General features: G+C 32.5%; 21 protein-coding genes, 1 tRNA gene and 1 rRNA gene. 13 read left to right on the forward strand and 10 right to left on the reverse strand.

What is annotated here, in order from left to right; genetic code table 11:
• Nucleotides 1-21 precede the first annotated feature (21 nt).
• From rrf to lpxA, 3 genes are all read left to right on the forward strand, one after another.
• Nucleotides 22-131, forward strand: a 5S ribosomal RNA gene (rrf, locus tag A4F88_RS16270).
• A 443-nt stretch (nucleotides 132-574) separates the two neighbouring features.
• Complete coding sequence (locus tag A4F88_RS16275) at nucleotides 575-1,138, forward strand: Crp/Fnr family transcriptional regulator (protein ID WP_068843715.1); 564 nt, start codon at nucleotides 575-577, stop codon at nucleotides 1,136-1,138.
• Nucleotides 1,139-1,198: 60 nt separating this feature from the next.
• Nucleotides 1,199-1,975 carry an acyl-ACP--UDP-N-acetylglucosamine O-acyltransferase gene (gene lpxA / locus A4F88_RS16280; protein ID WP_143155042.1) on the forward strand — a complete coding sequence of 259 codons (777 nt, stop codon included), beginning with the start codon at nucleotides 1,199-1,201 and terminating at the stop codon, nucleotides 1,973-1,975.
• A gap of 117 nt (nucleotides 1,976-2,092) precedes the next feature.
• Here lpxA and A4F88_RS16285 read toward each other — a convergent pair whose 3' ends face one another.
• The 3 genes from A4F88_RS16285 to A4F88_RS16295 all read right to left on the reverse strand — a co-directional run bounded on the left by A4F88_RS16285 (nucleotide 2,093) and on the right by A4F88_RS16295 (nucleotide 4,905).
• Nucleotides 2,093-2,962: a DMT family transporter gene (locus tag A4F88_RS16285; RefSeq protein ID WP_068843716.1), complete on the reverse strand. Its 870-nt coding sequence runs from the start codon at nucleotides 2,960-2,962 to the stop codon at nucleotides 2,093-2,095.
• 460 nt (nucleotides 2,963-3,422) lie between these two features.
• Nucleotides 3,423-3,500, reverse strand: a tRNA-Val gene (locus A4F88_RS16290).
• A gap of 178 nt (nucleotides 3,501-3,678) precedes the next feature.
• The gene (locus tag A4F88_RS16295) at nucleotides 3,679-4,905 is read right to left on the reverse strand and encodes a bifunctional folylpolyglutamate synthase/dihydrofolate synthase (RefSeq protein WP_068843717.1); all 1,227 of its coding nucleotides are present in this window, start codon (nucleotides 4,903-4,905) and stop codon (nucleotides 3,679-3,681) included.
• 128 nt (nucleotides 4,906-5,033) lie between these two features.
• Between A4F88_RS16295 and A4F88_RS16300 the strand changes: the two genes are divergently transcribed.
• Nucleotides 5,034-5,729 carry a MotA/TolQ/ExbB proton channel family protein gene (locus tag A4F88_RS16300; protein ID WP_068843718.1) on the forward strand — a complete coding sequence of 232 codons (696 nt, stop codon included), beginning with the start codon at nucleotides 5,034-5,036 and terminating at the stop codon, nucleotides 5,727-5,729.
• Nucleotides 5,730-5,732: 3 nt separating this feature from the next.
• Complete coding sequence (locus A4F88_RS16305) at nucleotides 5,733-6,128, forward strand: ExbD/TolR family protein (RefSeq protein WP_041516210.1); 396 nt, start codon at nucleotides 5,733-5,735, stop codon at nucleotides 6,126-6,128.
• Between the two features lie 368 nt (nucleotides 6,129-6,496).
• Here the strand turns inward: A4F88_RS16305 and A4F88_RS16310 are convergent, their stop codons facing one another.
• The 3 genes from A4F88_RS16310 to A4F88_RS16320 form a co-directional block, all read right to left on the reverse strand.
• Nucleotides 6,497-7,399, reverse strand: a complete 903-nt coding sequence (locus A4F88_RS16310; protein ID WP_068843719.1) for a hypothetical protein — start codon at nucleotides 7,397-7,399, stop codon at nucleotides 6,497-6,499.
• Nucleotides 7,400-7,629: 230 nt separating this feature from the next.
• Nucleotides 7,630-8,856 carry a Glu/Leu/Phe/Val dehydrogenase dimerization domain-containing protein gene (locus A4F88_RS16315; RefSeq protein ID WP_068843720.1) on the reverse strand — a complete coding sequence of 409 codons (1,227 nt, stop codon included), beginning with the start codon at nucleotides 8,854-8,856 and terminating at the stop codon, nucleotides 7,630-7,632.
• A 142-nt stretch (nucleotides 8,857-8,998) separates the two neighbouring features.
• The gene (locus A4F88_RS16320) at nucleotides 8,999-9,574 is read right to left on the reverse strand and encodes a chalcone isomerase family protein (protein WP_068843721.1); all 576 of its coding nucleotides are present in this window, start codon (nucleotides 9,572-9,574) and stop codon (nucleotides 8,999-9,001) included.
• A gap of 482 nt (nucleotides 9,575-10,056) precedes the next feature.
• On the opposite strand from A4F88_RS16320, the gene A4F88_RS16325 reads away from it, so the two are divergent.
• The 8 genes from A4F88_RS16325 (at nucleotide 10,057) to A4F88_RS16360 (ending at nucleotide 16,547) form a co-directional block, all read left to right on the forward strand.
• Complete coding sequence (locus A4F88_RS16325; protein WP_068843722.1) at nucleotides 10,057-11,199, forward strand: acyl-CoA dehydrogenase; 1,143 nt, start codon at nucleotides 10,057-10,059, stop codon at nucleotides 11,197-11,199.
• 426 nt (nucleotides 11,200-11,625) lie between these two features.
• Complete coding sequence (locus tag A4F88_RS16330; RefSeq protein WP_245179145.1) at nucleotides 11,626-12,096, forward strand: DinB family protein; 471 nt, start codon at nucleotides 11,626-11,628, stop codon at nucleotides 12,094-12,096.
• A 6-nt stretch (nucleotides 12,097-12,102) separates the two neighbouring features.
• A complete protein-coding gene (locus A4F88_RS16335) occupies nucleotides 12,103-12,813 on the forward strand; it encodes an NRDE family protein (RefSeq protein WP_068843723.1) in 711 nt (236 codons plus the stop codon).
• Nucleotides 12,814-13,083: 270 nt separating this feature from the next.
• On the forward strand, nucleotides 13,084-14,061 hold the full coding sequence (locus A4F88_RS16340) for a M20/M25/M40 family metallo-hydrolase (RefSeq protein ID WP_068843724.1): 978 nt from the start codon (nucleotides 13,084-13,086) through the stop codon (nucleotides 14,059-14,061).
• Between the two features lie 35 nt (nucleotides 14,062-14,096).
• The gene (locus A4F88_RS16345) at nucleotides 14,097-14,774 is read left to right on the forward strand and encodes an SDR family NAD(P)-dependent oxidoreductase (RefSeq protein WP_068843725.1); all 678 of its coding nucleotides are present in this window, start codon (nucleotides 14,097-14,099) and stop codon (nucleotides 14,772-14,774) included.
• A gap of 20 nt (nucleotides 14,775-14,794) precedes the next feature.
• Nucleotides 14,795-15,148 (forward strand): four helix bundle protein, encoded by a 354-nt coding sequence (locus A4F88_RS16350; protein WP_068843726.1) that lies wholly within the window; start codon nucleotides 14,795-14,797, stop codon nucleotides 15,146-15,148.
• Nucleotides 15,149-15,183: 35 nt separating this feature from the next.
• Nucleotides 15,184-15,780: a SprT-like domain-containing protein gene (locus tag A4F88_RS16355; protein ID WP_068843727.1), complete on the forward strand. Its 597-nt coding sequence runs from the start codon at nucleotides 15,184-15,186 to the stop codon at nucleotides 15,778-15,780.
• Between the two features lie 164 nt (nucleotides 15,781-15,944).
• Nucleotides 15,945-16,547: a hypothetical protein gene (locus tag A4F88_RS16360; RefSeq protein ID WP_068843728.1), complete on the forward strand. Its 603-nt coding sequence runs from the start codon at nucleotides 15,945-15,947 to the stop codon at nucleotides 16,545-16,547.
• A gap of 76 nt (nucleotides 16,548-16,623) precedes the next feature.
• Here the strand turns inward: A4F88_RS16360 and A4F88_RS16365 are convergent, their stop codons facing one another.
• The 4 genes from A4F88_RS16365 to A4F88_RS16380 form a co-directional block, all read right to left on the reverse strand.
• A complete protein-coding gene (locus tag A4F88_RS16365) occupies nucleotides 16,624-17,520 on the reverse strand; it encodes an alpha/beta hydrolase (RefSeq protein WP_068843729.1) in 897 nt (298 codons plus the stop codon).
• Nucleotides 17,521-17,826: 306 nt separating this feature from the next.
• Nucleotides 17,827-18,588, reverse strand: a complete 762-nt coding sequence (locus tag A4F88_RS16370) for an ABC transporter ATP-binding protein (RefSeq protein ID WP_068843730.1) — start codon at nucleotides 18,586-18,588, stop codon at nucleotides 17,827-17,829.
• Nucleotides 18,588-19,334: an MlaE family ABC transporter permease gene (locus tag A4F88_RS16375; RefSeq protein WP_068843731.1), complete on the reverse strand. Its 747-nt coding sequence runs from the start codon at nucleotides 19,332-19,334 to the stop codon at nucleotides 18,588-18,590. The genes A4F88_RS16370 and A4F88_RS16375 overlap by 1 nt, the downstream gene beginning before the upstream one ends.
• Before the next feature lie 80 nt (nucleotides 19,335-19,414).
• Nucleotides 19,415-20,263, reverse strand: a complete 849-nt coding sequence (locus A4F88_RS16380; protein ID WP_068843732.1) for a glycosyltransferase family 2 protein — start codon at nucleotides 20,261-20,263, stop codon at nucleotides 19,415-19,417.
• Nucleotides 20,264-20,314 lie beyond the last annotated feature (51 nt).

The raw sequence follows: 20,314 nt of genomic DNA on the forward strand, positions 1-20,314 counted from the left end.
GTGACTTTAGACTAAAAACCTTAAGGTGGTTATTGCGGCGGGGCTCACCTCTTCCCATCCCGAACAGAGTAGTTAAGCCCGCCTGCGCAGATGGTACTGCAGTTATGTGGGAGAGTATGTCGTCGCCTTTCTTTTAAGAATCCTCATCATTTATTTGATGAGGATTTTTTCGTTTTACAATGGTTCCATTAAAAAAATCTACTCAAAAAAAATCAGGCTGTCTTAGCTACCCAGCAGGGTAACCTTTTACGACTGCTTAAATCTCCAGGGAAACCCATTCTGAAACTAATTTGTAAAAGATTTTGTAAAGAGCACATCAAGAAAAGTATAATGGTGTGAATTCTTCGAAAATATATTATGCTTTTTTCTGTGGTTTATATTGATTTGTGTTTTAATGCTTGTTTTCTTTGATTTTATAGTCTTTTGTTGCTCTTGCAACATCTGAAGTGAAATCAAAAGAATATGCTTTAGAATGTTTGTTTTTTTGCTTTGTGACTATAATGTTAATTAGTAGGTGCGATTGTAATTCAGACTTAAAATTATATTGATAAATTTGTTCAAGAATATCTATATTATGAGAGAGTTACTTGATGTAATTAATAGTTTTCAGGAGATCGATTTTGAAACTGAAAATGCGATAAGAAAATATTTTGTAGAGGAAAGTTTTAAAAAGAATGAATTCGTTGTTTTTGAAGGTAAAATATGTGACAAGATATATTTTATTAAATCAGGGGCTATAAGGAGATTTTGTCTCGAAAATGGAATAGAAGTTACCAGGTGGATTTATACTGATACTCAATTTGTAACATCATTGAGTAGTTTTTTTGAACAAAAACCTTCTTTTGAAAGTTTTGAGGCTTCTGAAGATACTGTTGTTTATTCGTTATCTCATAAAGATGAAATTTTTTTATTACAATATCCTTTATTTGTTAGTTTTCATATGAAACAGTTGCGTTTGTATCTTTCTGGAATTAATGAGTTTCATCATTTGTTCAGGGTAATGAATGCCAACGAGAAATACATGTTTTTGTTAAAATCATTTCCGGAAATTATTAAAAAATCTAAATTAAAGCATGTTGCGTCTCTTATAGGTGTAAGTCAGGAAATTTTAAGTCGAATCCGCGCTACAATTTTTTGATATTAGGTCAATAAAAAGGTTGTGCTTTTTTATAATATTTGTAGTTAATGAAATAACAAAATGTTGAATAAAAGTATAGTAGATCGTAAAGCAATTATTGGAGAGAATGTTCATATTGGAAATTTTACAACCATTGAGGATGATGTGGTGATTGGTGATAATACGTGGATTGGTAGTAATGTAAATGTTCTAAGGGGGACGAGTATTGAAGAAGGCTGTCAAATTCATTCAGGGGCTGTTTTGGGTGGCACTCCACAGGATTTAAAATATAATGGAGAAGAAACATTTTTGAAAATAGGTGCCAATACAATTATTCGCGAGTTTGTAACTATAAATAAAGGAACTTTATCTAAAGGAATAACAAGTATTGGTGAGAATAATCTAATTATGGCGAATGCGCATATTGGGCATGATTGTTCTATAGGGAATCATTGCGTTATTGGTTTTAATGTTGGAATGGCTGGTGAGGTAACTGTTGATGACTGGGCTATTATAAGTGGTTTGTCAGCAATACATCAGTTCTCTGTGATTGGTGAACATAGTATGGTTGGTGGAATGAGTCGTATCGTTAAAGATGTTCCGCCTTATATAGTTGCTGCTCGTGAGCCTCTTTCGTATGTTGGTTTAAATGTGGTTGGTTTAAGAAGAAGGGGTTTTGAATCTCGTAAAATAAATGAGTTAAAAGAGATCTATCGGATTATTTTTCAGGAAAACAGAAATATATCTTTTGCTTTAGAATTGATAGAAAATCAATTTGAAAAAAGTCCCGAGCGTGATGAAATATTAAGTTTTATAAAGCAATCTAAAAGAGGAATTGTAAAAGGTGGTCATTTGTGATTGTTTTGATGTGATATGTTCAGGTTTGTGGGCTAATTTATCGAGTGTGATTTTGTGATAAAAGAACTTGGTAAGAGAATAGGTAAAACTCCATTATTTCTAATGGAGTTTTTGCATTTATTTCTTTTTTCTCAATGAAATAATAGTTTGAAGAATGACTGAGGTCATCACGAAAAATAATCCCAAATAAAATGATTGACTCATTTCGTTGCCTTCATTAAAAAAAACAAATGCTAAAATAATGGCATAAATCGGTTCTAAGTTAAAGGTAAGATTGGTTGTGAAAGCGGGTATCTTTTTTAATGCTTCAGCAAATAAAACATACAAACCAACAGTGCAAAATAATGATAATGAAATCAGGTAATAAAAGTCGGTTGTACTTGGAAGGACAGTTTCTACAGGAAAGAAAATGAGATAAAAAGGCATAAAAAGTCCCAGGCAAATTGTGCCTCCTGCCATCTGGTAATAATTGATGACTTTGCTGTCATAGGATTTTACTAGTTTTTCATTATAAATGGTGTAAAGTGCTGCAAATGCTGACGAGAGGCATCCTAATAAAATTCCTGTATGGTAAGAACCGTCAAAATGGAAAATCAGACTAATACCTAATAGTGTTATTGCGCTAAATACCAGTTGAGAAAAAACAAGCTTAGTTTTATTGAGTAAAGGTTCGAAAATAGCAGTAAAAAAGCTAGTTAAGCAATAACAAACGACTCCTATCGAAATGTTAGAGTATTTTATACTGGCATAAAAAAATACCCAATGAATAGCTATGAAAATACCAATTTTACCAATATTTATTTTTTCTCTAATGTTAAGTTTTGTTATTACTTTAGTCAGCTTTATCAGAAAAAATAAGATAATGGCAGAAAAGAAGGTTCTGTACCAGACTAAAAGTCCTTCATTGAGAGAGATGAGTTTGCCGAAAATACCGGTAAAACCCGAAAGTATTACAGCTACGTGTAACTTTAGATATGAATTTTTCATGAAAAAGGTATGCTCGAAATCGAACAAGATTTAATTAATTACTAGTTAAATATGAAGTACACAGAAACAGTTGATGTTTTATCAACTTGTAACTTCATCTTATTTTAGAAAGAAATTAAACTCTTGGCGGAGGAAGGCAACCTTTTCTATTCATTTTTTTTTGATTTTTGATTTTTTCAAATTTATGAAAAATATTTTAAAGCTTGTTTGTTGAATTAGTTGTCTTATGCAGTTTTTTGTTGTGTATTTTGTGAAAGGGAAATATTTCTTTGATGGAAATTGATATAAGGATTTGAATCTGAATTTAAAACAATGTTAATTCAGATGAAATGTTTTTTGTATTAGCCGATGAAGAGCGTGTTGTTATTGTGTTTTATTTAGGGATTCTGACTTTTGTAATTTTGGAAGGGCGCCTTATAAAAGGCATAAAAAAAACTCCTTAATTTCTTAAGGAGTTTCTTGGTGGGCGATGAGGGGTTCGAACCCCCGACCCCCTCGGTGTAAACGAGGTGCTCTGAACCAGCTGAGCTAATCGCCCTATTTTACTAGGTTGCTATCGTTTGTGATTGCGAGTGCAAATATAAGCCACTTTTTCAGTTCTACAAAGAAAACGCGCTAAAAATTTAAAGTTTTTTTAAAGTTTTTTCTATCTCGTTGTAATTGAATTTATTATATAGCAAGATTTTTTAGCCTTTTTACAATAATTTCAAGTTCTGTTAGTTTAAAGGCAATTCAGCAACGACAAAAGTACTTCCGCCAACATAAATAAAATCGTTTTCCGTCGCATTTTGCTTCGCAGCAGCAAAAGCTTCCGCTACAGAATCGTATTTTTCTCCTAACAAATGATATTTTTTAGCAGCTTCTTTCAAAATTTCAGTAGCTAAACCTCTCGACGAATCAGGTCTGCAAAAATAATATTGTGCATTTTTAGGAAAAAGAGGTAAAATAGAATCGAGGTCTTTGTCGTTCACAACACCTAAAACAATATGTAATTTTTCAAAAGTTTCTTTCTGAATCTGATTCATCACAACTGCTAAACCGTGTTTGTTATGTGCAGTGTCGCAAACAATTTTCGGATTTACACCAAGTTGTTGCCATCTTCCTTGCAAGCCCGTATTTCTAACTACTTTCAATAAACCAGCTTTTAAGCTTTCATTCGAAGCCTTAAATTCATTTTGAGAATTCAAAACAGCGATTGTTTGCTGAACCGTTTTTTTATTATGAAATTGATAATCCCCAATTAAGTCCGACGGAAAAATTTCTGTAACTAAATCAGAAGCAAAATAAACAGGCGCTTTATTTTCTTTGGCTTTAGCCAAAAATACAGGCTGAGTTTCATTCGTATATTCACCAATAACAACCGGAACATTTGGTTTTATAATTCCCGCTTTTTCACCAGCAATTAGTGCCGGAGTATTTCCTAAAAACTGAGTATGATCTAAATCGATGTTCGTGATAACAGAAACTAATGGTGTAATAATATTGGTGGCATCTAATCTTCCGCCAAGTCCAACTTCGATAATAGCAATGTCAACTTTTTCTGCAGCAAAATAATCAAAAGCCAAACCTACAGACATTTCAAAGAAACTCATGTCATTGGCTTCAAAAAAAGCTTTATGTTTTGTGATAAACTGACATACAAAATCCTCTGAAATTTCTTTACCACTAATTTTAATTCGTTCTCTAAAATCTTTTAAGTGTGGTGAAGTGTACAATCCGACTTTATATCCTGCTTCCTGCAAAACCGAAGCCAACATATGCGAAGTAGATCCTTTGCCGTTTGTCCCCGCAACATGAATACATTTTAGCAGATTTTGAGGATTATCAAGATGTGCTGCCAATAATTTAATGTTGGTCAAATCTTCTTTATAAGCCGAAGCGCCTTGAAGCTGATACATTGGAAGTTGATTAAACATCCAGTTTGTGGTTTCCTGATAGTTCATAATTGGATAAAAGAGTTGTGGATTGAAATAATTTCCGTTTTTTTTAGTTTTATATTACAGCGAAAATTATCTTTATTGCAAATTTCAAATATTTTTTAGAATTAATTATTAAAAACCAGAATTAATATATGTTTAGTTTTATTCAATTACAGACAGATACCATTGCAAACGCCGCATCTAACGTAGTTATCGAAAAAATTGCCCCAAATACAGAAATCTCAGTTTTAGGATTTATCTTAAAAGGAGGATTTTTCCTGATTCCAATCGCCATTTTATTATTCTATACTTTTTATGTTATTATTGAACGCTATTTGTACATTAGCAAAGCTTCTAAAATTGACAGCAGACTAATGCAGGATGTTGGAGATAAATTAAATGCAGGTAATACCGAATTGGCAAGAACTATTGTAGAAAGAAGTAATACTGCTGCAGGAAATATTTTGAAAGAAGGTGTCCTGGTAATTGGAAGACCAATTGCTGAAATTGAATCAAATATGGATCGTGCTGCCGATATTGAGATTGGAGAAATGGAAAGACGTTTAGGCCATCTGGGGCTTATTGCCGGTATCGCGCCAACATTAGGTTTTATTGGAACAATTTCCGGAGTTATTAAGATTTTCTACAGCATCTCTGTTACGGAGAATATTAGTATTGGAAACATTTCCGGAGGTTTATACGAAAAAATGATTAGTTCCGGTTCAGGACTTATTGTTGGTATTATTGCCTATAGTGCTTATCACTTATTGAACGGAAAAATCGATGATTTTGCTTTAAAAATTCAGAAACAAATATTAGAATTTGTAAATATAATTCAAAGAGCATAAGATATGTCTATTAAGAGAAAAAGAAGATTTCATGCCGAAGTGGCGACTTCATCATTAAGTGATATTATGTTTTTCCTGTTGTTGTTTTTTCTTATTATCTCAACGCTTGCAAATCCAAATGTTATTAAAATGACTTTGCCAAAAGCGAAAGCGAATGAAAAAACAAACAAGCAATTAATTAGTTTATCCGTTACTGAAGATAAAAAATTCTATATTGACAAGGAACCAGTTGATTTTGAAAATCTGGAAACAAGTTTGATGTCTAAAATTGGAGCAGATAAAGAACAAACGGTAGTAGTCAGAATTCCGTTTAATTTGCAGGTACAGGACTTAGTTGATGTATTGCAAATAGGAGTGAAAAACAACTTGAAATTTGTCATCGCTACAAGTCCAAAGTAAGATTATCATCAGGGCGTGACCACAATAAAAAAATGGGCTAATCAGCATGACGTTGATTCGCCCATTTTTTTATTGTGGTCGGGCTATCCGCGCTACTTCGGTAGCCAGCTTCTATCCCTCACGCGTAAAAATAGAAAAAAGAGCATAGAAGAAAGATTAAAGAAAAAGTGGTCATAGAGTATATCATTTCGACGGAGAAGAAATCACACGTGAAACTCGATAAAGATTGGTGCTTTTAGTAACGGTTACCCGTGTGTCCTTCGACTTCACTCAGGATAACAAGTCAAACGATAAAACAATAAAAAAGGCTTTCTGAAAATTTTCAGAAAACCTTTTTTATTTGTGTAAATCTGTGCAATTCGTGTTTCTTAATCTAAACTAAAATTATAAATTATTTTTCCCACTTGTTTTGCCGGTGCATCAGCATCAGCATCCCATTTCGTATTCATTGCGGCAATTTTTGCCTGATCTAATAAACATCTTGCCGTATTTGTTGTTCCTTTTATTCCAGGAACTGCACTAATTGTTTTTCCGTTTTGGTCAACTGTAACTTCTACAACAACTTTTCCGGCTTCATCACAAGTGTATTTTGGTGCAGGTTTAGATAATGCTCTTCGATTTCCTAAGGAATAACCTGATCCGCCGCCAGAACCTCCGCCGCTGCCGGCTCCATAACCACTTCCCGTTCCAATTCCGTTTCCTGTACCATTGCCTCCACCGGTTCCACCACCAGAACCACCAGTGCCATAATATCCGTTAGAACTTAAACTTCCGTTTGCTTTTCCTTTATTTCCCGCTACTTTATCATCTCCATCACCACCTTTGTTAGATCCTTTTAAAATACTTGATAAAGCATCGTTTGTAGAATTTGAAACTTTTGGTTTTTCAGGAACAGGTTTTGTTTCTGGTTTTACAACAGGTACCGCTTTTTTAGGTTTTTCTTTTGTTGGAATAATTACGTCTTCGTCGTTAGTAGCTGTGTTTTCCTGTGTGATGATAGCTTCATCCGGAGTTGATTTTGCCGGAGCTTGTTTAACATTGTTTTTTACCTCCAGAACCTCACTTTTATAATTTGCCCCGGATCCTAAATCACTGTCTCCAAAGTTTACCGTTACGCCACCACCGCCACCGCCGCTTGCGAGAGCTGCATTGTTTTCCGGATTATAAGGAGGCCAAAAACGTATAAAAAATAGAAGCAATAATAAAACCGCATATATCGCTGTAGATATTAATAATGATTTCTTTTTATCTGAAGAATCCGTCGACGTCATTTTGATTCTGAGTTTTGTAATAGTATTTAATAAAAACGTTTAAAAGTAGTAAAAATTGTTTAGAATGAAAGCGCTGGGCTTAATTTAACCGCAGAGTTCGCAAAGCTTTTCTTTTTAATTTTTTCTTTGTGGCTCTGCAACTTTCCGAGAAATAAATTAGCGTGCTTTGCGGTTAAATAAAAAAACGAGCCAAATAATTAGCTCGTTTTAGAATAAAAGTATAAAGAAAATTATACTAATTGTTTCAATGCAATTTCAAAAGCAGTTGCACTAATATTTGTTTTTGACGAATTTAAAGCGTGAGCTTTTACAATCGCATTTTTTATAGTTTCTGATGTATCATTAAAGATAGCCTCATCTGTCATTTGAACTTTTTTCTCCATGAAATAAGCAAAAACTCTTGCCATTCCACAATTCGAAATAAAGTCAGGAATCAAACTTACTTTTCGATCTACTTCTTCCATAATAGAACCAAAGAAAATTTCCTTGTCAGCAAAAGGAACGTTTGCTCCGCAAGAGATTACTTCTAATCCGTTTGCAATTAAGCTGTCAATTTGAGCTTGTGTAACTAATCTTGATGCGGCGCAAGGTGTAAAAATTTCAGCACCAATAGTCCAGATCTTAGAATTGATTTCTTCAAACGGAATCATATTGTCGGCAACTAATTTGTTTCCGTCTTTGTTTAAAAACAGAGTTTTGATTTCTTCAAATGAAAAACCATCTTCCTTAATTAATCCGCCATCACGATCAATGATTCCAATTACTTTTGCACCCATTTCGGCTAAGTAAAAAGCAGCAGCAGAACCTACGTTTCCAAAACCTTGTACGATTGCTTTTTTACCTTTTATTTCTCCGCCATATGTTGCATAAAAATGACGAACTGCTTCTGCAACGCCATATCCGGTAATCATATCTGCAACAGTATATTTTCTGGTTACATCTGGTGAAAATTTAGGGTTTTCGATTACCTTAATAACGCCCTGACGTAATTGACCAATTCTGTTAATTTTATCAGCTTCCGTTGGTTTAAAATGTCCGTTAAAAACACCTTCCTGCGGATGCCATACTCCACATTCTTCTGTCATTGGGATTACTTCATGGATTTCATCAACATTCAAATCGCCTCCGGTACCATAATAGCTTTTTAATAAAGGCGAAACTGCTTTGTACCAACGCTGTAAAACACCTTTTTTACGAGGATCATTCGGGTCAAAATTGATTCCTGATTTTGCACCTCCAATTGCAGGTCCGGAAACAGAAAATTTAACTTCCATTGTTTTGGCCAAGGATAAAACTTCATTCATATCTAAGCCTTTTCTCATTCTTGTTCCTCCGCCCGCAGCTCCTCCGCGAAGTGAATTAATAACAGTCCAACCTTCAGCTTCTGTTTCAGAATCTTTCCAGTTAAAAACAATTTCAGGTGGTTTATTTTCAAATTGCTGTAATAAATCTTTCATTTTGTTGAGATATGTTTAGTTTGCGTAAAAGTATGAAATAGAATAATGCGAATAATGTATTTCATGTCAATTTTAACAAACAAAAAAAAGAAAGCCGAAAACGAACTCGTTTTCGGCTTTCGAATATGTGAATCATTTAAGATTATATTCCTAATAAATGTTTTTTCAGCGTTTCGTCAACTGGTTTGTTGGAAAGCCAGATACCAAATAATGCTTTTTTGAAATCAAATCCGGGAATTTTTCCTTTTAAAGTTTCATTTTTATAGACATTGATGGTTTGATCAAGTGGATTGTATGCCAGAATAAAAACATCTTTTTCAGTAATCGCATCACTTAAGAAAGTTTTAAATTCTTCTATTCTTGGTCGTAATTGTTCAAGATTGCTTCCGGCAGATTTTTCAAAACCGGTATTCATGGCCTTCGTTAATTTGTTTGAAGAAACCATTGAAGATGTAATTTCTATTCGAATTGCCATTTCTGTATCGCTGTCAATAATAAATTGCGGATCCTGACTTAACTGAGATAAGTATAATGCCTGGACATAAACTTCTAACCACATTTTTGATCTGCCACCAGCGCCATTAAGTTGCAAAGTCTTTCCCTGAAAATCAATTTTTCTTGGAACAGTAACGCCATTTACCTCTAATTGAGTCTGTGCAGAAACGGTCGAAAACTGTAAGCTAAAAAGGAGTGTAAATAAAAGTAAAATCTTTTTCATGTTCTGTCCATATTATAATTTTTAGGCAAAAATAATGTTAATTTATCAATTAAACCTCGTTATTAAACATGTTTTTTTATTCTTGATTTTGATTTTTTTTGTCGTATCCATTTAATAATCAAATTAGTAAGACTAGTTTTACGTGTATATACTCGTTTTAAGAATTGTTTAATCTTTTTTGATGTAGAATTTTACTAAAATGTTTAGAAATGCGCTATTTTAATCAACAATTTTATTCTTGAATTTTGCGGAAAATGTTGCAAAATTGATGTCAGTTACGCCAAATTTTAATAATATAACGAAAACGTTATCGTAATCATTGCTGATCTATTAATTTTGTATGCGCGCATTGTTAATTTGACATTTAAAAATTATCTTTGGAAGCCTTTTTACAGAAAAAAATCAATTCAAAAACAAAAAATTAACTATCACTAAACTGATTTTCCTGAAATGAGTTTAGAAAAACAATAAACATTTAGACTATGGATTTCAATCTTACCGAAGAACATTTAATGATTCAACAAGCTGCCAGAGATTTTGCTCAAAACGAATTGTTACCGGGCGTTATCGAACGTGACGAAAAGCAAATATTTCCAACTGAGCAAATAAAAAAAATGGGACAATTAGGTTTCATGGGTATGATGGTTGATCCTAAATACGGCGGAAGTGGCTTAGATGCTATTTCTTATGTTATTGCTATGGAAGAAATTTCAAAAGTTGATGCATCAGCTTCTGTAGTAATGTCTGTAAACAACTCATTAGTTTGTTGGGGACTACAGGAATTTGGAACCGAAGAACAAAAACAAAAATATTTACCTGGTCTGGCATCAGGCGAAATTCACGGAGCATTTTGCTTAAGTGAACCTGAAGCAGGAAGTGATGCAACTTCACAAAAAACTACAGCGATTGATATGGGCGACCATTATCTTGTAAACGGAACAAAAAACTGGATTACTAACGGAAACACAGCATCAGTTTATCTGGTAATTGCTCAAACTCATCCTGAATTGAAGCATAAAGGAATTAATGCTTTGATTATGACCAAAGATATGCCAGGTTTCTCTATTGGTCCAAAAGAGCAAAAAATGGGAATTCGTGGTTCAGATACACACTCTTTGATGTTTAGCGATGTAAAAGTTCCTAAAGAAAATAGAATTGGCGAAGATGGTTTCGGATTTAAATTTGCAATGAAAACACTTGCAGGTGGTCGTATCGGAATTGCTTCTCAGGCTTTAGGAATTGCTTCAGGAGCTTACGAACTGGCTTTAAAATATTCTAAAGAGCGTAAAGCTTTTGGAACAGAAATCTGTAATCATCAGGCTATTGCTTTTAAACTGGCAGATATGGCAGTTAATATTGAAGCGGCGCGTCATTTGTGTATGAAAGCAGCCTGGGATAAAGATCAGCATAAAAATTATGACGTGAGTGGTGCAATGGCAAAATTATTTGCTTCGCAAGTTGCAATGGATACTGCAGTTGAAGCTGTTCAGATTCACGGAGGAAACGGATACGTAAAAGAATATCATGTAGAGCGTTTGATGCGTGATGCAAAAATTACTCAGATCTATGAAGGTACTTCAGAGATTCAGAAAATTGTAATTTCAAGAGCTGTTATTGCGGGATAATTATACTTTTAAATATAATTTATTAAAAACCCTTTTAGACTGATTTGTCTAAAAGGGTTTTCTTTTTCTCCAAATGTCAAAATGTGAAAAAAAGTATCTACTAGATCTAAAGATTATTTAATCACAATTCTTAGTACTTTTTTTTAAATTCCTGAAAACTATAAATCATTAATTAACGTAAATTATAACAGGAGTAATACTAGTTTATTACACGTTTTAATTTTAAGTATCATATAGAAAAACTTATTTCAATATTAGAAACTCAAATAAAGAAAAAAGCCAACTCCATTTTATCGTATCCCTTGTCTAGAAATTAAACTTTAAAGAGAAATAAGTTTTTGATTTTAATCATCATCATTTTAATATGTTGCTTAAGATTACTTTGCTTAAATAAATCAATTATTTAATCTCTTAAATTAAACAGCCATGTTACTAAAATCAATACGTTACAGTTTAGATGAATTAATTTATCTGTTAGATCAGTTAACTGATAAAGAATATTCAGAAGTTCGCGATGCTTTAAATAATGCGACCATTGGCGAACACACCAGAACTATTATAGAAAAGTTTCAGTGCCTTGAAAATAGTTATGACTCAGGTATTTTGAATTATGATAAACGAGAGGTAAATGAACTAGTTCAAACAGAAACTAAATCGGCAAAAGAACAAATTACTGAGTTAAAAACAGGATTGAAAAGTGAAAACAAAATCATTTATTTAGAACAGGTAATTAATGGACTTGCGATCAGGATTCAAAGTAGTTACTACAGAGAATTACTTTATAATCTTGAATGTTGTAATCATCATCAGGCTTTAATAAAAGCGACTATTTCAAAATTAGGGAACACTTCGATGAATGCAAATTTTGAAATGGGACATTCTGCTATTAGAATATAGAAAACAATGTGCACAGTAAGTTATATTAATAATAACGGAGTTGTGGTGATTACTTCAAATCGGGATGAAAGAGTAATTCGGCCAGGCGCAATTTTGCCTAAAAGTTATTACCACAATAATAAAAATATTATGTATCCAAAAGACTCAAAAGCAGGAGGAACCTGGTTTGCAGTTGATGAATACGGAAATGTTTTAGTGCTTTTGAACGGTGGAATCGGAAAGCATGACCCAGTTTTTCCTTATAGAAAAAGCCGTGGATTAATTGCTTTGGATATTATCTCTGCTGATTCGGCAATAGAACTTTGGGAGCAAATTAATTTAGAAGACATCGAACCTTTTACGCTCATTTTGTATCAGAAATCAAAATTGTACGAGCTAATTTGGGATGGTTTTGTAAAAAGAACAACATCACTTAATGAGGCACAAAGTTATATTTGGTCATCTGTCACTTTGTATTCAAATGAAATTAGAAAAGAAAGAGCTTACTGGTTTGTGAATTTTTTAAGAAATACCGATGAAGTCTCAGCTTCTAAAATTTTTGATTTTCATCGTTATACAAAACCCTATGATTCTGAAAACGGTTTGATTATCAATAGAGAAAATACAATAAAAACCTTAAGTATAACTCAGACTGTCATAGAACAAAATAAAGGAACTATGCGGCATTATGATTTAGTTCATGCAAAAGATTTTTCGGCCTCTTTTATAAGTATTTAAAATAGGAGAAAGAATAAAATGTTTTTCTTTTGGTTTAAAATATATTTGCTTAACAGAAAGAGTATTACATAAAAAGAAACTTAAAATATTACTATATTGCATAAACTTTGACAAGCGTTCTTTAAGGAACGCTTTATGTTATTTTGTTTTTTTAAACAAATTATTTTAAAAGTATAAACTGTATGTTTTTCATTGTTTTAGAAATTATTCAAACAGTTATAGTGTATAAATATTTTAAATCATTTTCTTTAGAGATCTAAATCTTCATTTATGAAAAAACTTTACTTTCTGCTTCCTCTTGTTTTTTTGGCTTGTAAATCAAACCCGTCTGCGGGGGGTATAAACGAATCAAAATCTGTTTCTAAACCAATCGAAATTACTTATAAAGTAAAAGAGAATGAAGTTTCGAATTTTTTAAAATACCTTTCTTCAGATGAGTTAGAAGGTCGCGAAACCGGAACGAAAGGAATAGAAAAAGCAGCAGTATTTTTAGAAGATTTTTTTAAGAAGAATAATATAAAGCCATATTTTGCGACTTATAGAGATACGCTTACTAATTTTAAAGCGCCTGCTTTTAATATTGTAGGTGTTCTGGAAGGAACAGATCCGATTTTGAAAAAAGAATTTGTGGTTTTAAGTGCTCATTATGATCATATTGGAATTGAGAAAAAACAACAGCCTGATGTAATTTATAATGGAGCCAATGATGATGCGTCAGGAGTTACGGCTGTTGCTCAAATGGCTAAATATTTCAGCGAAACAAAATCGAACAAGCGAAGTATTCTGTTTGTATTTTTTGCAGGAGAAGAAAAAGGTTTGTTAGGATCTAAAAGTCTGGTTCAGAAACTTAAAAAACAAAACTTTAATCTGTACACACAATTAAATATCGAAATGATTGGTGTACCCATGAAACGTGATTATTTGGCTTATGTTACAGGTTTTGATAAATCGAATATGGCCGAAAAAATAAATGAATATACCGGAAAAAAAACAATCGGATTTTTACCAAAAGAAGCAGAATATAAATTGTTCTACAGATCTGACAATTATTCTTTTTACGATGTATTCAAGAAACCATGTCAGTCCATAAGTACTTTTGATTTTGAAAATTTTGAGTTTTATCACCATGTTTCAGATGAATTTAAAGTAATGGATATTCCACACATGACCTCTTTTATTCAGGAGTTTTTACCAGTTGTAACTAAAATCGCGACTACACCAACAGAAGAAATTACGATGAATAAATAATCTTTCGTTTTGTTGTATTTCCTTATTTTTGTGTTATGAAAAATATTATTGTTACCGGAACCAGTAGAGGAATTGGTTACGAACTGGCATTACAATTTGCTAATGCAGGCCATCAGGTTCTGGCCATTTCCAGAAAAATACCTCAAGCACTTTTAGAACATCAAAATGTGACTTGTCTTTCAGTTGACTTGTCTGATGAAGCTGCTTTAGCTCAGGTAGACCATTTTCTTTCTTCCAGCTGGAAAAAAGTTGATGCAGTAGTTCATAATGCAGGAGCTTTATTGTTGAAACCTTTTGCAGAAACTACTCAGGCAGATTTTGAAAGTATTTATAAAGTGAATGTTTTTGCAGTTGCAAATCTTACCAGAATTTGTTTGCCATATCTTCAAAAAGGGAGTCATGTTGTTACAATCAGTTCAATTGGTGGTGTAAGAGGAAGTCTTAAGTTTGCAGGATTAGCTGCATATAGCTCAAGCAAAGGAGCTGTAATTACTTTAACCGAATTATTGGCAGAAGAATATAAAGAGCAGGGTATTTTATTTAATGTTCTTGCTTTAGGTTCAGTTCAGACTGAAATGCTAAACGAAGCTTTCCCGGGATATCAGGCTCCAATTTCTGCCGAAGGAATGGCAACTTATATTTATGATTTTACTCTTAACGGAAATAAATACTTTAACGGAAAGGTTTTGGAAGTTTCTTCTACTAATCCGTAGTTAGTTATAAGTTATGAATTATGAGTGAAAGTGTTGTGAAAGTTAAAAGTTTTGAATTAGCTGTAAGAGGTGTTAATTTCTATAAATGGTTAGTTTTAGAAAAGAAAGAATTTACAATGAGTAAGCAATTTTTACGTTCTATTACTTCGGTGGGAGCAAATGTTCGCGAAGCAGTTAATGCTCAAAGTAAAGCTGATTTTATTCATAAATTATCAATTTCTCAAAAAGAATGTGATGAGTCTATGTATTGGTTAGAAATATTAAATGCAACAAATTACATTTCAACGGTTGAATTCGAATCCATACATCAACAATGTAGCGAAGTTTTAAAAATAATAAGAAGTATAATCATAACGTCAAAGAAAAATTCATAACCAATTTAACTCATACTTTATAATTCATAATTATTTTGAACGAAACTTTAGCTAAATATATACCAGAACATGCTGTAAGGCCTGTTTTTGAATTGATTGTAGCCAATCAGGTTCACCTTAAAATCGTAAATGAGCGTCAGACGCGACATGGCGATTACAGGAAAGGACCTGGTGGGAAACATGAAATTACGGTAAATGCCAGTTTAAATAAATATCGTTTTTTAATTACACTCATTCATGAAATTGCTCACCTGGTAGCATTTGAGAAATTTGGCAGAAATATAAAGCCACACGGAAATGAGTGGAAGTTTACTTTTCAGCGTTTAATGGTGCCTTATATCAGACCAGAAATTTTTCCAAATCATATTTTGCCTTTGCTGGCAAGACATTTTAAAAATCCTTCTGCGAGTAGCGATACAGACACTACATTGTCTTTGGCTTTAAAAGAATACGACAAAAGCAATGATAAGAATTATGTTTTCGAGATTCCGTATGGAAGCGTTTTTAGAATAAACAACGGAAAAATATTTAAGAAATTAGCAGTTAGAACCAAACGTTTCGAATGTATAGAAATAAGCTCCGGTAAAACTTATCTTTTTAATCCAAATGCGGAAGTAGAGTTAATAGATTAAAGTTTAAATATTTCAAAATAGAAAATTCCAAATTCCAATTTTATGTAAGATTGGGATTTGGAATTTTTTGTTGGAATTTGTCATAAGAAATTTAATATTAATTTTAAACGCAACTTACTCTACATTTGTAGAATTGCTATATCTTTGAAAAAATTAATTTTTTTATGGAAAGAATATTACTCAGCTTATTTTTTGTGTTGGTTTTCTCAAATTTTGTTTTAGGACAAGAGACTTCAAATTTGGAAAAAGAAGAAAAAACAAATCCTATAATCTACATTGAGGGTTTTGGAGGTCCAGCAGTTGTTAAAAATATTGGAATTGCCGGAGGTGCAGAATTAAATTATCAGACAGGAAAAAGCCTCTTTACTTTTAGATTCACAAATGCAGTTGGTTATGCCAGAGTTGAGGGCGATTATATTATAATTCCAAAGCGCTATAAAGGCGAAGATTTTAAAGAATATGCTTTATTGTATGGCAGACGATGGCTGAGTTCAAATCATTCATATAGTGTTTCTTTAGGGATAAGTCGCAACAACTTAGAAATAGCAACAAGAGATCTTGACGATAACCGTTTTCTGCGCGATGAAAATTATTATGGCGTGCCTTTTGAGGCAAATTATAAATGGTTTTACTCAAAAAAGAAACCAACACTTCTTTATTACATTCTAATACCTAGTGTTGGTGTTAAGTTTTATGGTAATATTGGGAAATATGCTTTTGTCGGCGTGGGAGTAACGTTTGGTTTTGGACTGAATAAAAAATACTAAATTAAATTCCAATATAAAAAATCCCAAATTCCAATTTTTACTAAGATTGGAATTTGGGATCTTTTAGATATGTAAACTAGGAGTTTTTTAAAACCCAATTATAGAGTTTTATAAACATTTGTTCCTGCTGTTGTTGAGAGGCTCCTTCGCCACCATGTCCTGCATTGGCTAAAATAAAAAAATCTGTATTTATCTCTTTTTCAATTAAAAGATTATGCATCAATTCAGATTGTTCAAGAGGTATAAATGTATCTTTTTCTCCATGGATAAAGAAAGTTGGTTTATAGTTATTTGAATAAAAAGGGCTGTATTTTTTATAAGATTCAGGTATGGTACCAGTCTCATTCCAATTAATGCCTGTCATAGAATTAATCATTTGAGGAATATTGTTATCAAATGATTGAAATTCATCTAGTTTTGTCGGGCCGCCATAAGATATTACCGCAGAAACCTGATTTAGAAAATCATATTTGTAAGCATATAACATGCTGAGATGTGCACCAGCACTAAAACCATATATTACAAAGCTATTTTTACGAATATTCCAGTTTTCTGAATTTTCAGTAATTTTTGTTAATGCAGAACCTATATCGTCCATCATGTCCTTGCAGGTTATGTCTTTATTGTTGGCTAATCTGTAATTTATATTCAGGACGTTAAATCCACTTTGTATAAAAAGCGTAGGATCAATATCGTTTTTATCTCCCTCTATCCATCCTCCGCCATGTATACAGATAAGCAACGGAGTGCTGGATGTTCTGCCTTTTTGTAAATAGATATCCATTTTTTGCAAAGAGTTCTTTCCATAAGAATAATTGAGCAATTTTACAGAGTCTGTTTTAGAAACCGCAGCTGTATCATCTGTGTCTTCTTTAGCACATGAAATTATAAAAACGGAGAATAGAGAAACGAGAATAAAGGTTCTGTAAAATTGACCGATGCATTTTTTTATTAAAACCCGGCTTTGAATCATAATAGTTTTTATATAACGTAAGCTGTAAAAGTATAAAAAATACTACAAAACAAAATTTATTTTTTGAAAGATTTTTCTTTTAATAAGAATGGGTTTTGCGCATAAATGAAAACGAAAACATAATAAATCTTTTGGTTTTTATAGGTTAGTATTATATTCTCTAGTTTTTAGAAGTAGAAATAAAGAATAAAAAATGATTGTAAAAGAATACATTGCTATTGTTTCCTGACCAATAAAAAAGGGATGTCAAAAAAATTGAAATCCCTTTTTTTATTTTTAAAACCCTTAAAGAATCTACTCCATGAGTTATCCTTTTAAATAAGCTTCTCTTACTTTTTTGAACAGGTTAGAAGAGTAAACAAATTTGACAATATCTTTGTTGTCTGTTCTAAAGATTTCTTCTTTAGTTCCTTGCCAGGCTTTTAGACCTTTTTTCAGGAAAACAATATTCTCGCCAATTTCCATTACAGAATTCATATCATGCGTATTAATTACAGTTGTGATATTGTATTCTTCGGTAATTTCTTTAATCAAATTATCAATCAAAGTAGACGTGTTTGGATCTAAACCTGAATTCGGTTCGTCACAAAATAAATATTTTGGATTATTTACAATAGCTCTTGCAATTGCAACACGTTTCTGCATTCCTCCTGAAATCTCTGATGGCAGTTTTTTATGTGCGTCAACTAGATTCACTCTTTCTAAAACAAAATCGACCCTTTCCTTAATTATTGCTTTATTTGAGTTGGTAAACATTTTTAATGGAAAAGCGACATTTTCTTCAACAGTCATAGAATCAAATAGTGCACTTCCCTGAAAAACCATTCCAATTTCAGTTCGTAGTTCTCTTTTTTCTTCTGGTGTTAAATCAGAATAAACTCTTCCGTCAAATTCAATAGTACCAGAATCTGGCGTGTGAATTCCTAACAGCGTTTTTAATAAAACCGTTTTTCCCGATCCACTTTGCCCAATAATCAAGTTGGTTTTTCCAGTTTCAAAAACGGTCGAAACACCTTTTAAAACTTTACTGTCACCAAATGATTTCTCTATGTTTTTTACTTCGATCATTATCCTAATAATAATTGAGTTAATATATAATTAAAAAGAATAATGCAAACAGAAGTCCATACAAACGATACTGTACTTGCTTTACCCACTTCTAATGCTCCACCTTTCATGTAATATCCGTGAAAAGATGGAATTGTTGCTAATAACATAGCGAAAATCAGGGTTTTAATAAAAGCGTATGTAATATGAAAAGGAATAAATTCCATTTGAGCACCCTGAATAAAGTCCTGACTTGTAGAGAATCCTCCGTATGCACAAGCAAGCCATCCGCCAAAAATTCCTAAAAACATACTAATTCCAATTACGAAAGGATACATTAATAAGGCTATTATTTTTGGAAAAACAAGATAGTTTAACGAATTAACCCCCATAACTTCTAAAGCATCAATTTGCTCTGTTACACGCATTGTTCCAATACTAGAAGTGATGTAAGATCCCATTTTTCCGGCCATAATTACCGAAATAAAAGTAGGGGCAAACTCCAGAATTACAGATTGACGTGTAGCAAAACCAATTAAATATTTTGGAATTAAAGGGTTTGTTAGATTTAGTGCAGTTTGAATCGCTACAACTCCTCCTATGAAAAAAGAGATAAAGCAAACAATACCAAGAGAGTCTATTATCAGATCATCGATTTCTTTGAAAATCAATTTTTTCATAACAGGCCATTTGGTCTGTTTATTAAAAATTTCTTTCAGCATTAAAAAATATCTTCCTATTTGAGATATATAACGAATTAACATCATAGTTTTTGAAATATTGGCTAAGGTAAAAAGAAGTTACGAGTTTTGGGTTATGAGACACAGTTTTTCGGTTTTTTTACCAATCAAATTAACTTTTGTTTCATTTTCTGAAAACGGTAATTTCTAATAAATTTAGCTTGTTCGGGGGTAACTAATAAAGGAGTTTTGGCTTTTTTTGCTTTCCAGAATCCTCTTATATAATCAAAAAACAACAAAGGCTTTTTTTTCATCATTGCCAGTTTGGCTGATGCGATTGCTGTAATCCAGAAACCGTATCCCAGAGTAAAAAAAGCTTCTCCTTGTTTATAACGTGCAGTCTTATTGTAATTTGCACCAGTTGGTTTTAAATGCTTTACATGTAAAGAAGAGTCTGTGACTATTTTCCAATCGTAATATTTACAAAGTAATTCGTCTACGGTATCCCAGCCCATAGCAGGTTTTAAACCGCCAATTTGCTGAAAAGTTGCTGCACGATATGCTTTTAGTGCACCGCGAATGTGATCTTTATCGGTTAGATTTTCTAAAATCCAGTCACCATTTTTTTCGATATAACAAAATCCGCCAGCCATTCCAATTTTTGGATCAGACTCAAAATGTTTGATGATGGTTTCAAAATAATTGGGAGGAAAAATTAAGTCTCCGTCGATCTTTACAATAATATCATAATTAGAATCCAGGGTTTCAAAACCTTTTTGAAATGCCTGAATCACTTTGCTTCCCGGTAAATGAATCGCATCTGAAGTTTTGTTTACAACAGAAATATATGGATTTTCTTTTGCGAAACTCAATACAACTTCTTCTGTCTTATCGGTCGAATTGTCGTTTACCACTACAACTTTTGATGGCAAAACAGTCTGAGAAACCAAAGACTGTAAAGTCAGGCCAATTAAATCTTGTTCGTTATGCGCGGGAATGACGATATAGTATTTCATTTTAAGAATTTTAGATTTTAGGTTTTAGATTCTAGATTGTTTGGAAGTCAT

The organism is Flavobacterium chilense (assembly GCF_001602525.1).
GTDB classification, from domain to species: domain Bacteria; phylum Bacteroidota; class Bacteroidia; order Flavobacteriales; family Flavobacteriaceae; genus Flavobacterium; species Flavobacterium chilense.

Excerpts from the sequence above, each read along its gene's own strand:
- A4F88_RS16365 (WP_068843729.1), bottom strand. The coding sequence starts at position 17,520 with ATGATTCAAAGCCGGGTTTTAATAAAAAAATGCATCGGTCAATTTTAC.
- A4F88_RS16335 (WP_068843723.1), top strand. The coding sequence starts at position 12,103 with ATGTGCACAGTAAGTTATATTAATAATAACGGAGTTGTGGTGATTACT.
- A4F88_RS16345 (WP_068843725.1), top strand. The coding sequence starts at position 14,097 with ATGAAAAATATTATTGTTACCGGAACCAGTAGAGGAATTGGTTACGAA.
- A4F88_RS16330 (WP_245179145.1), top strand. The coding sequence starts at position 11,626 with ATGTTACTAAAATCAATACGTTACAGTTTAGATGAATTAATTTATCTG.
- A4F88_RS16360 (WP_068843728.1), top strand. The coding sequence starts at position 15,945 with ATGGAAAGAATATTACTCAGCTTATTTTTTGTGTTGGTTTTCTCAAAT.
- A4F88_RS16325 (WP_068843722.1), top strand. The coding sequence starts at position 10,057 with ATGGATTTCAATCTTACCGAAGAACATTTAATGATTCAACAAGCTGCC.
- lpxA (WP_143155042.1), top strand. The coding sequence starts at position 1,199 with ATGTTGAATAAAAGTATAGTAGATCGTAAAGCAATTATTGGAGAGAAT.
- A4F88_RS16370 (WP_068843730.1), bottom strand. The coding sequence starts at position 18,588 with ATGATCGAAGTAAAAAACATAGAGAAATCATTTGGTGACAGTAAAGTT.
- A4F88_RS16320 (WP_068843721.1), bottom strand. The coding sequence starts at position 9,574 with ATGAAAAAGATTTTACTTTTATTTACACTCCTTTTTAGCTTACAGTTT.
- A4F88_RS16350 (WP_068843726.1), top strand. The coding sequence starts at position 14,795 with ATGAGTGAAAGTGTTGTGAAAGTTAAAAGTTTTGAATTAGCTGTAAGA.
- A4F88_RS16380 (WP_068843732.1), bottom strand. The coding sequence starts at position 20,263 with ATGAAATACTATATCGTCATTCCCGCGCATAACGAACAAGATTTAATT.
- A4F88_RS16285 (WP_068843716.1), bottom strand. The coding sequence starts at position 2,962 with ATGAAAAATTCATATCTAAAGTTACACGTAGCTGTAATACTTTCGGGT.
- A4F88_RS16305 (WP_041516210.1), top strand. The coding sequence starts at position 5,733 with ATGTCTATTAAGAGAAAAAGAAGATTTCATGCCGAAGTGGCGACTTCA.
- A4F88_RS16295 (WP_068843717.1), bottom strand. The coding sequence starts at position 4,905 with ATGAACTATCAGGAAACCACAAACTGGATGTTTAATCAACTTCCAATG.
- A4F88_RS16300 (WP_068843718.1), top strand. The coding sequence starts at position 5,034 with ATGTTTAGTTTTATTCAATTACAGACAGATACCATTGCAAACGCCGCA.
- A4F88_RS16315 (WP_068843720.1), bottom strand. The coding sequence starts at position 8,856 with ATGAAAGATTTATTACAGCAATTTGAAAATAAACCACCTGAAATTGTT.
- A4F88_RS16340 (WP_068843724.1), top strand. The coding sequence starts at position 13,084 with ATGAAAAAACTTTACTTTCTGCTTCCTCTTGTTTTTTTGGCTTGTAAA.
- A4F88_RS16275 (WP_068843715.1), top strand. The coding sequence starts at position 575 with ATGAGAGAGTTACTTGATGTAATTAATAGTTTTCAGGAGATCGATTTT.
- A4F88_RS16310 (WP_068843719.1), bottom strand. The coding sequence starts at position 7,399 with ATGACGTCGACGGATTCTTCAGATAAAAAGAAATCATTATTAATATCT.
- A4F88_RS16375 (WP_068843731.1), bottom strand. The coding sequence starts at position 19,334 with ATGATGTTAATTCGTTATATATCTCAAATAGGAAGATATTTTTTAATG.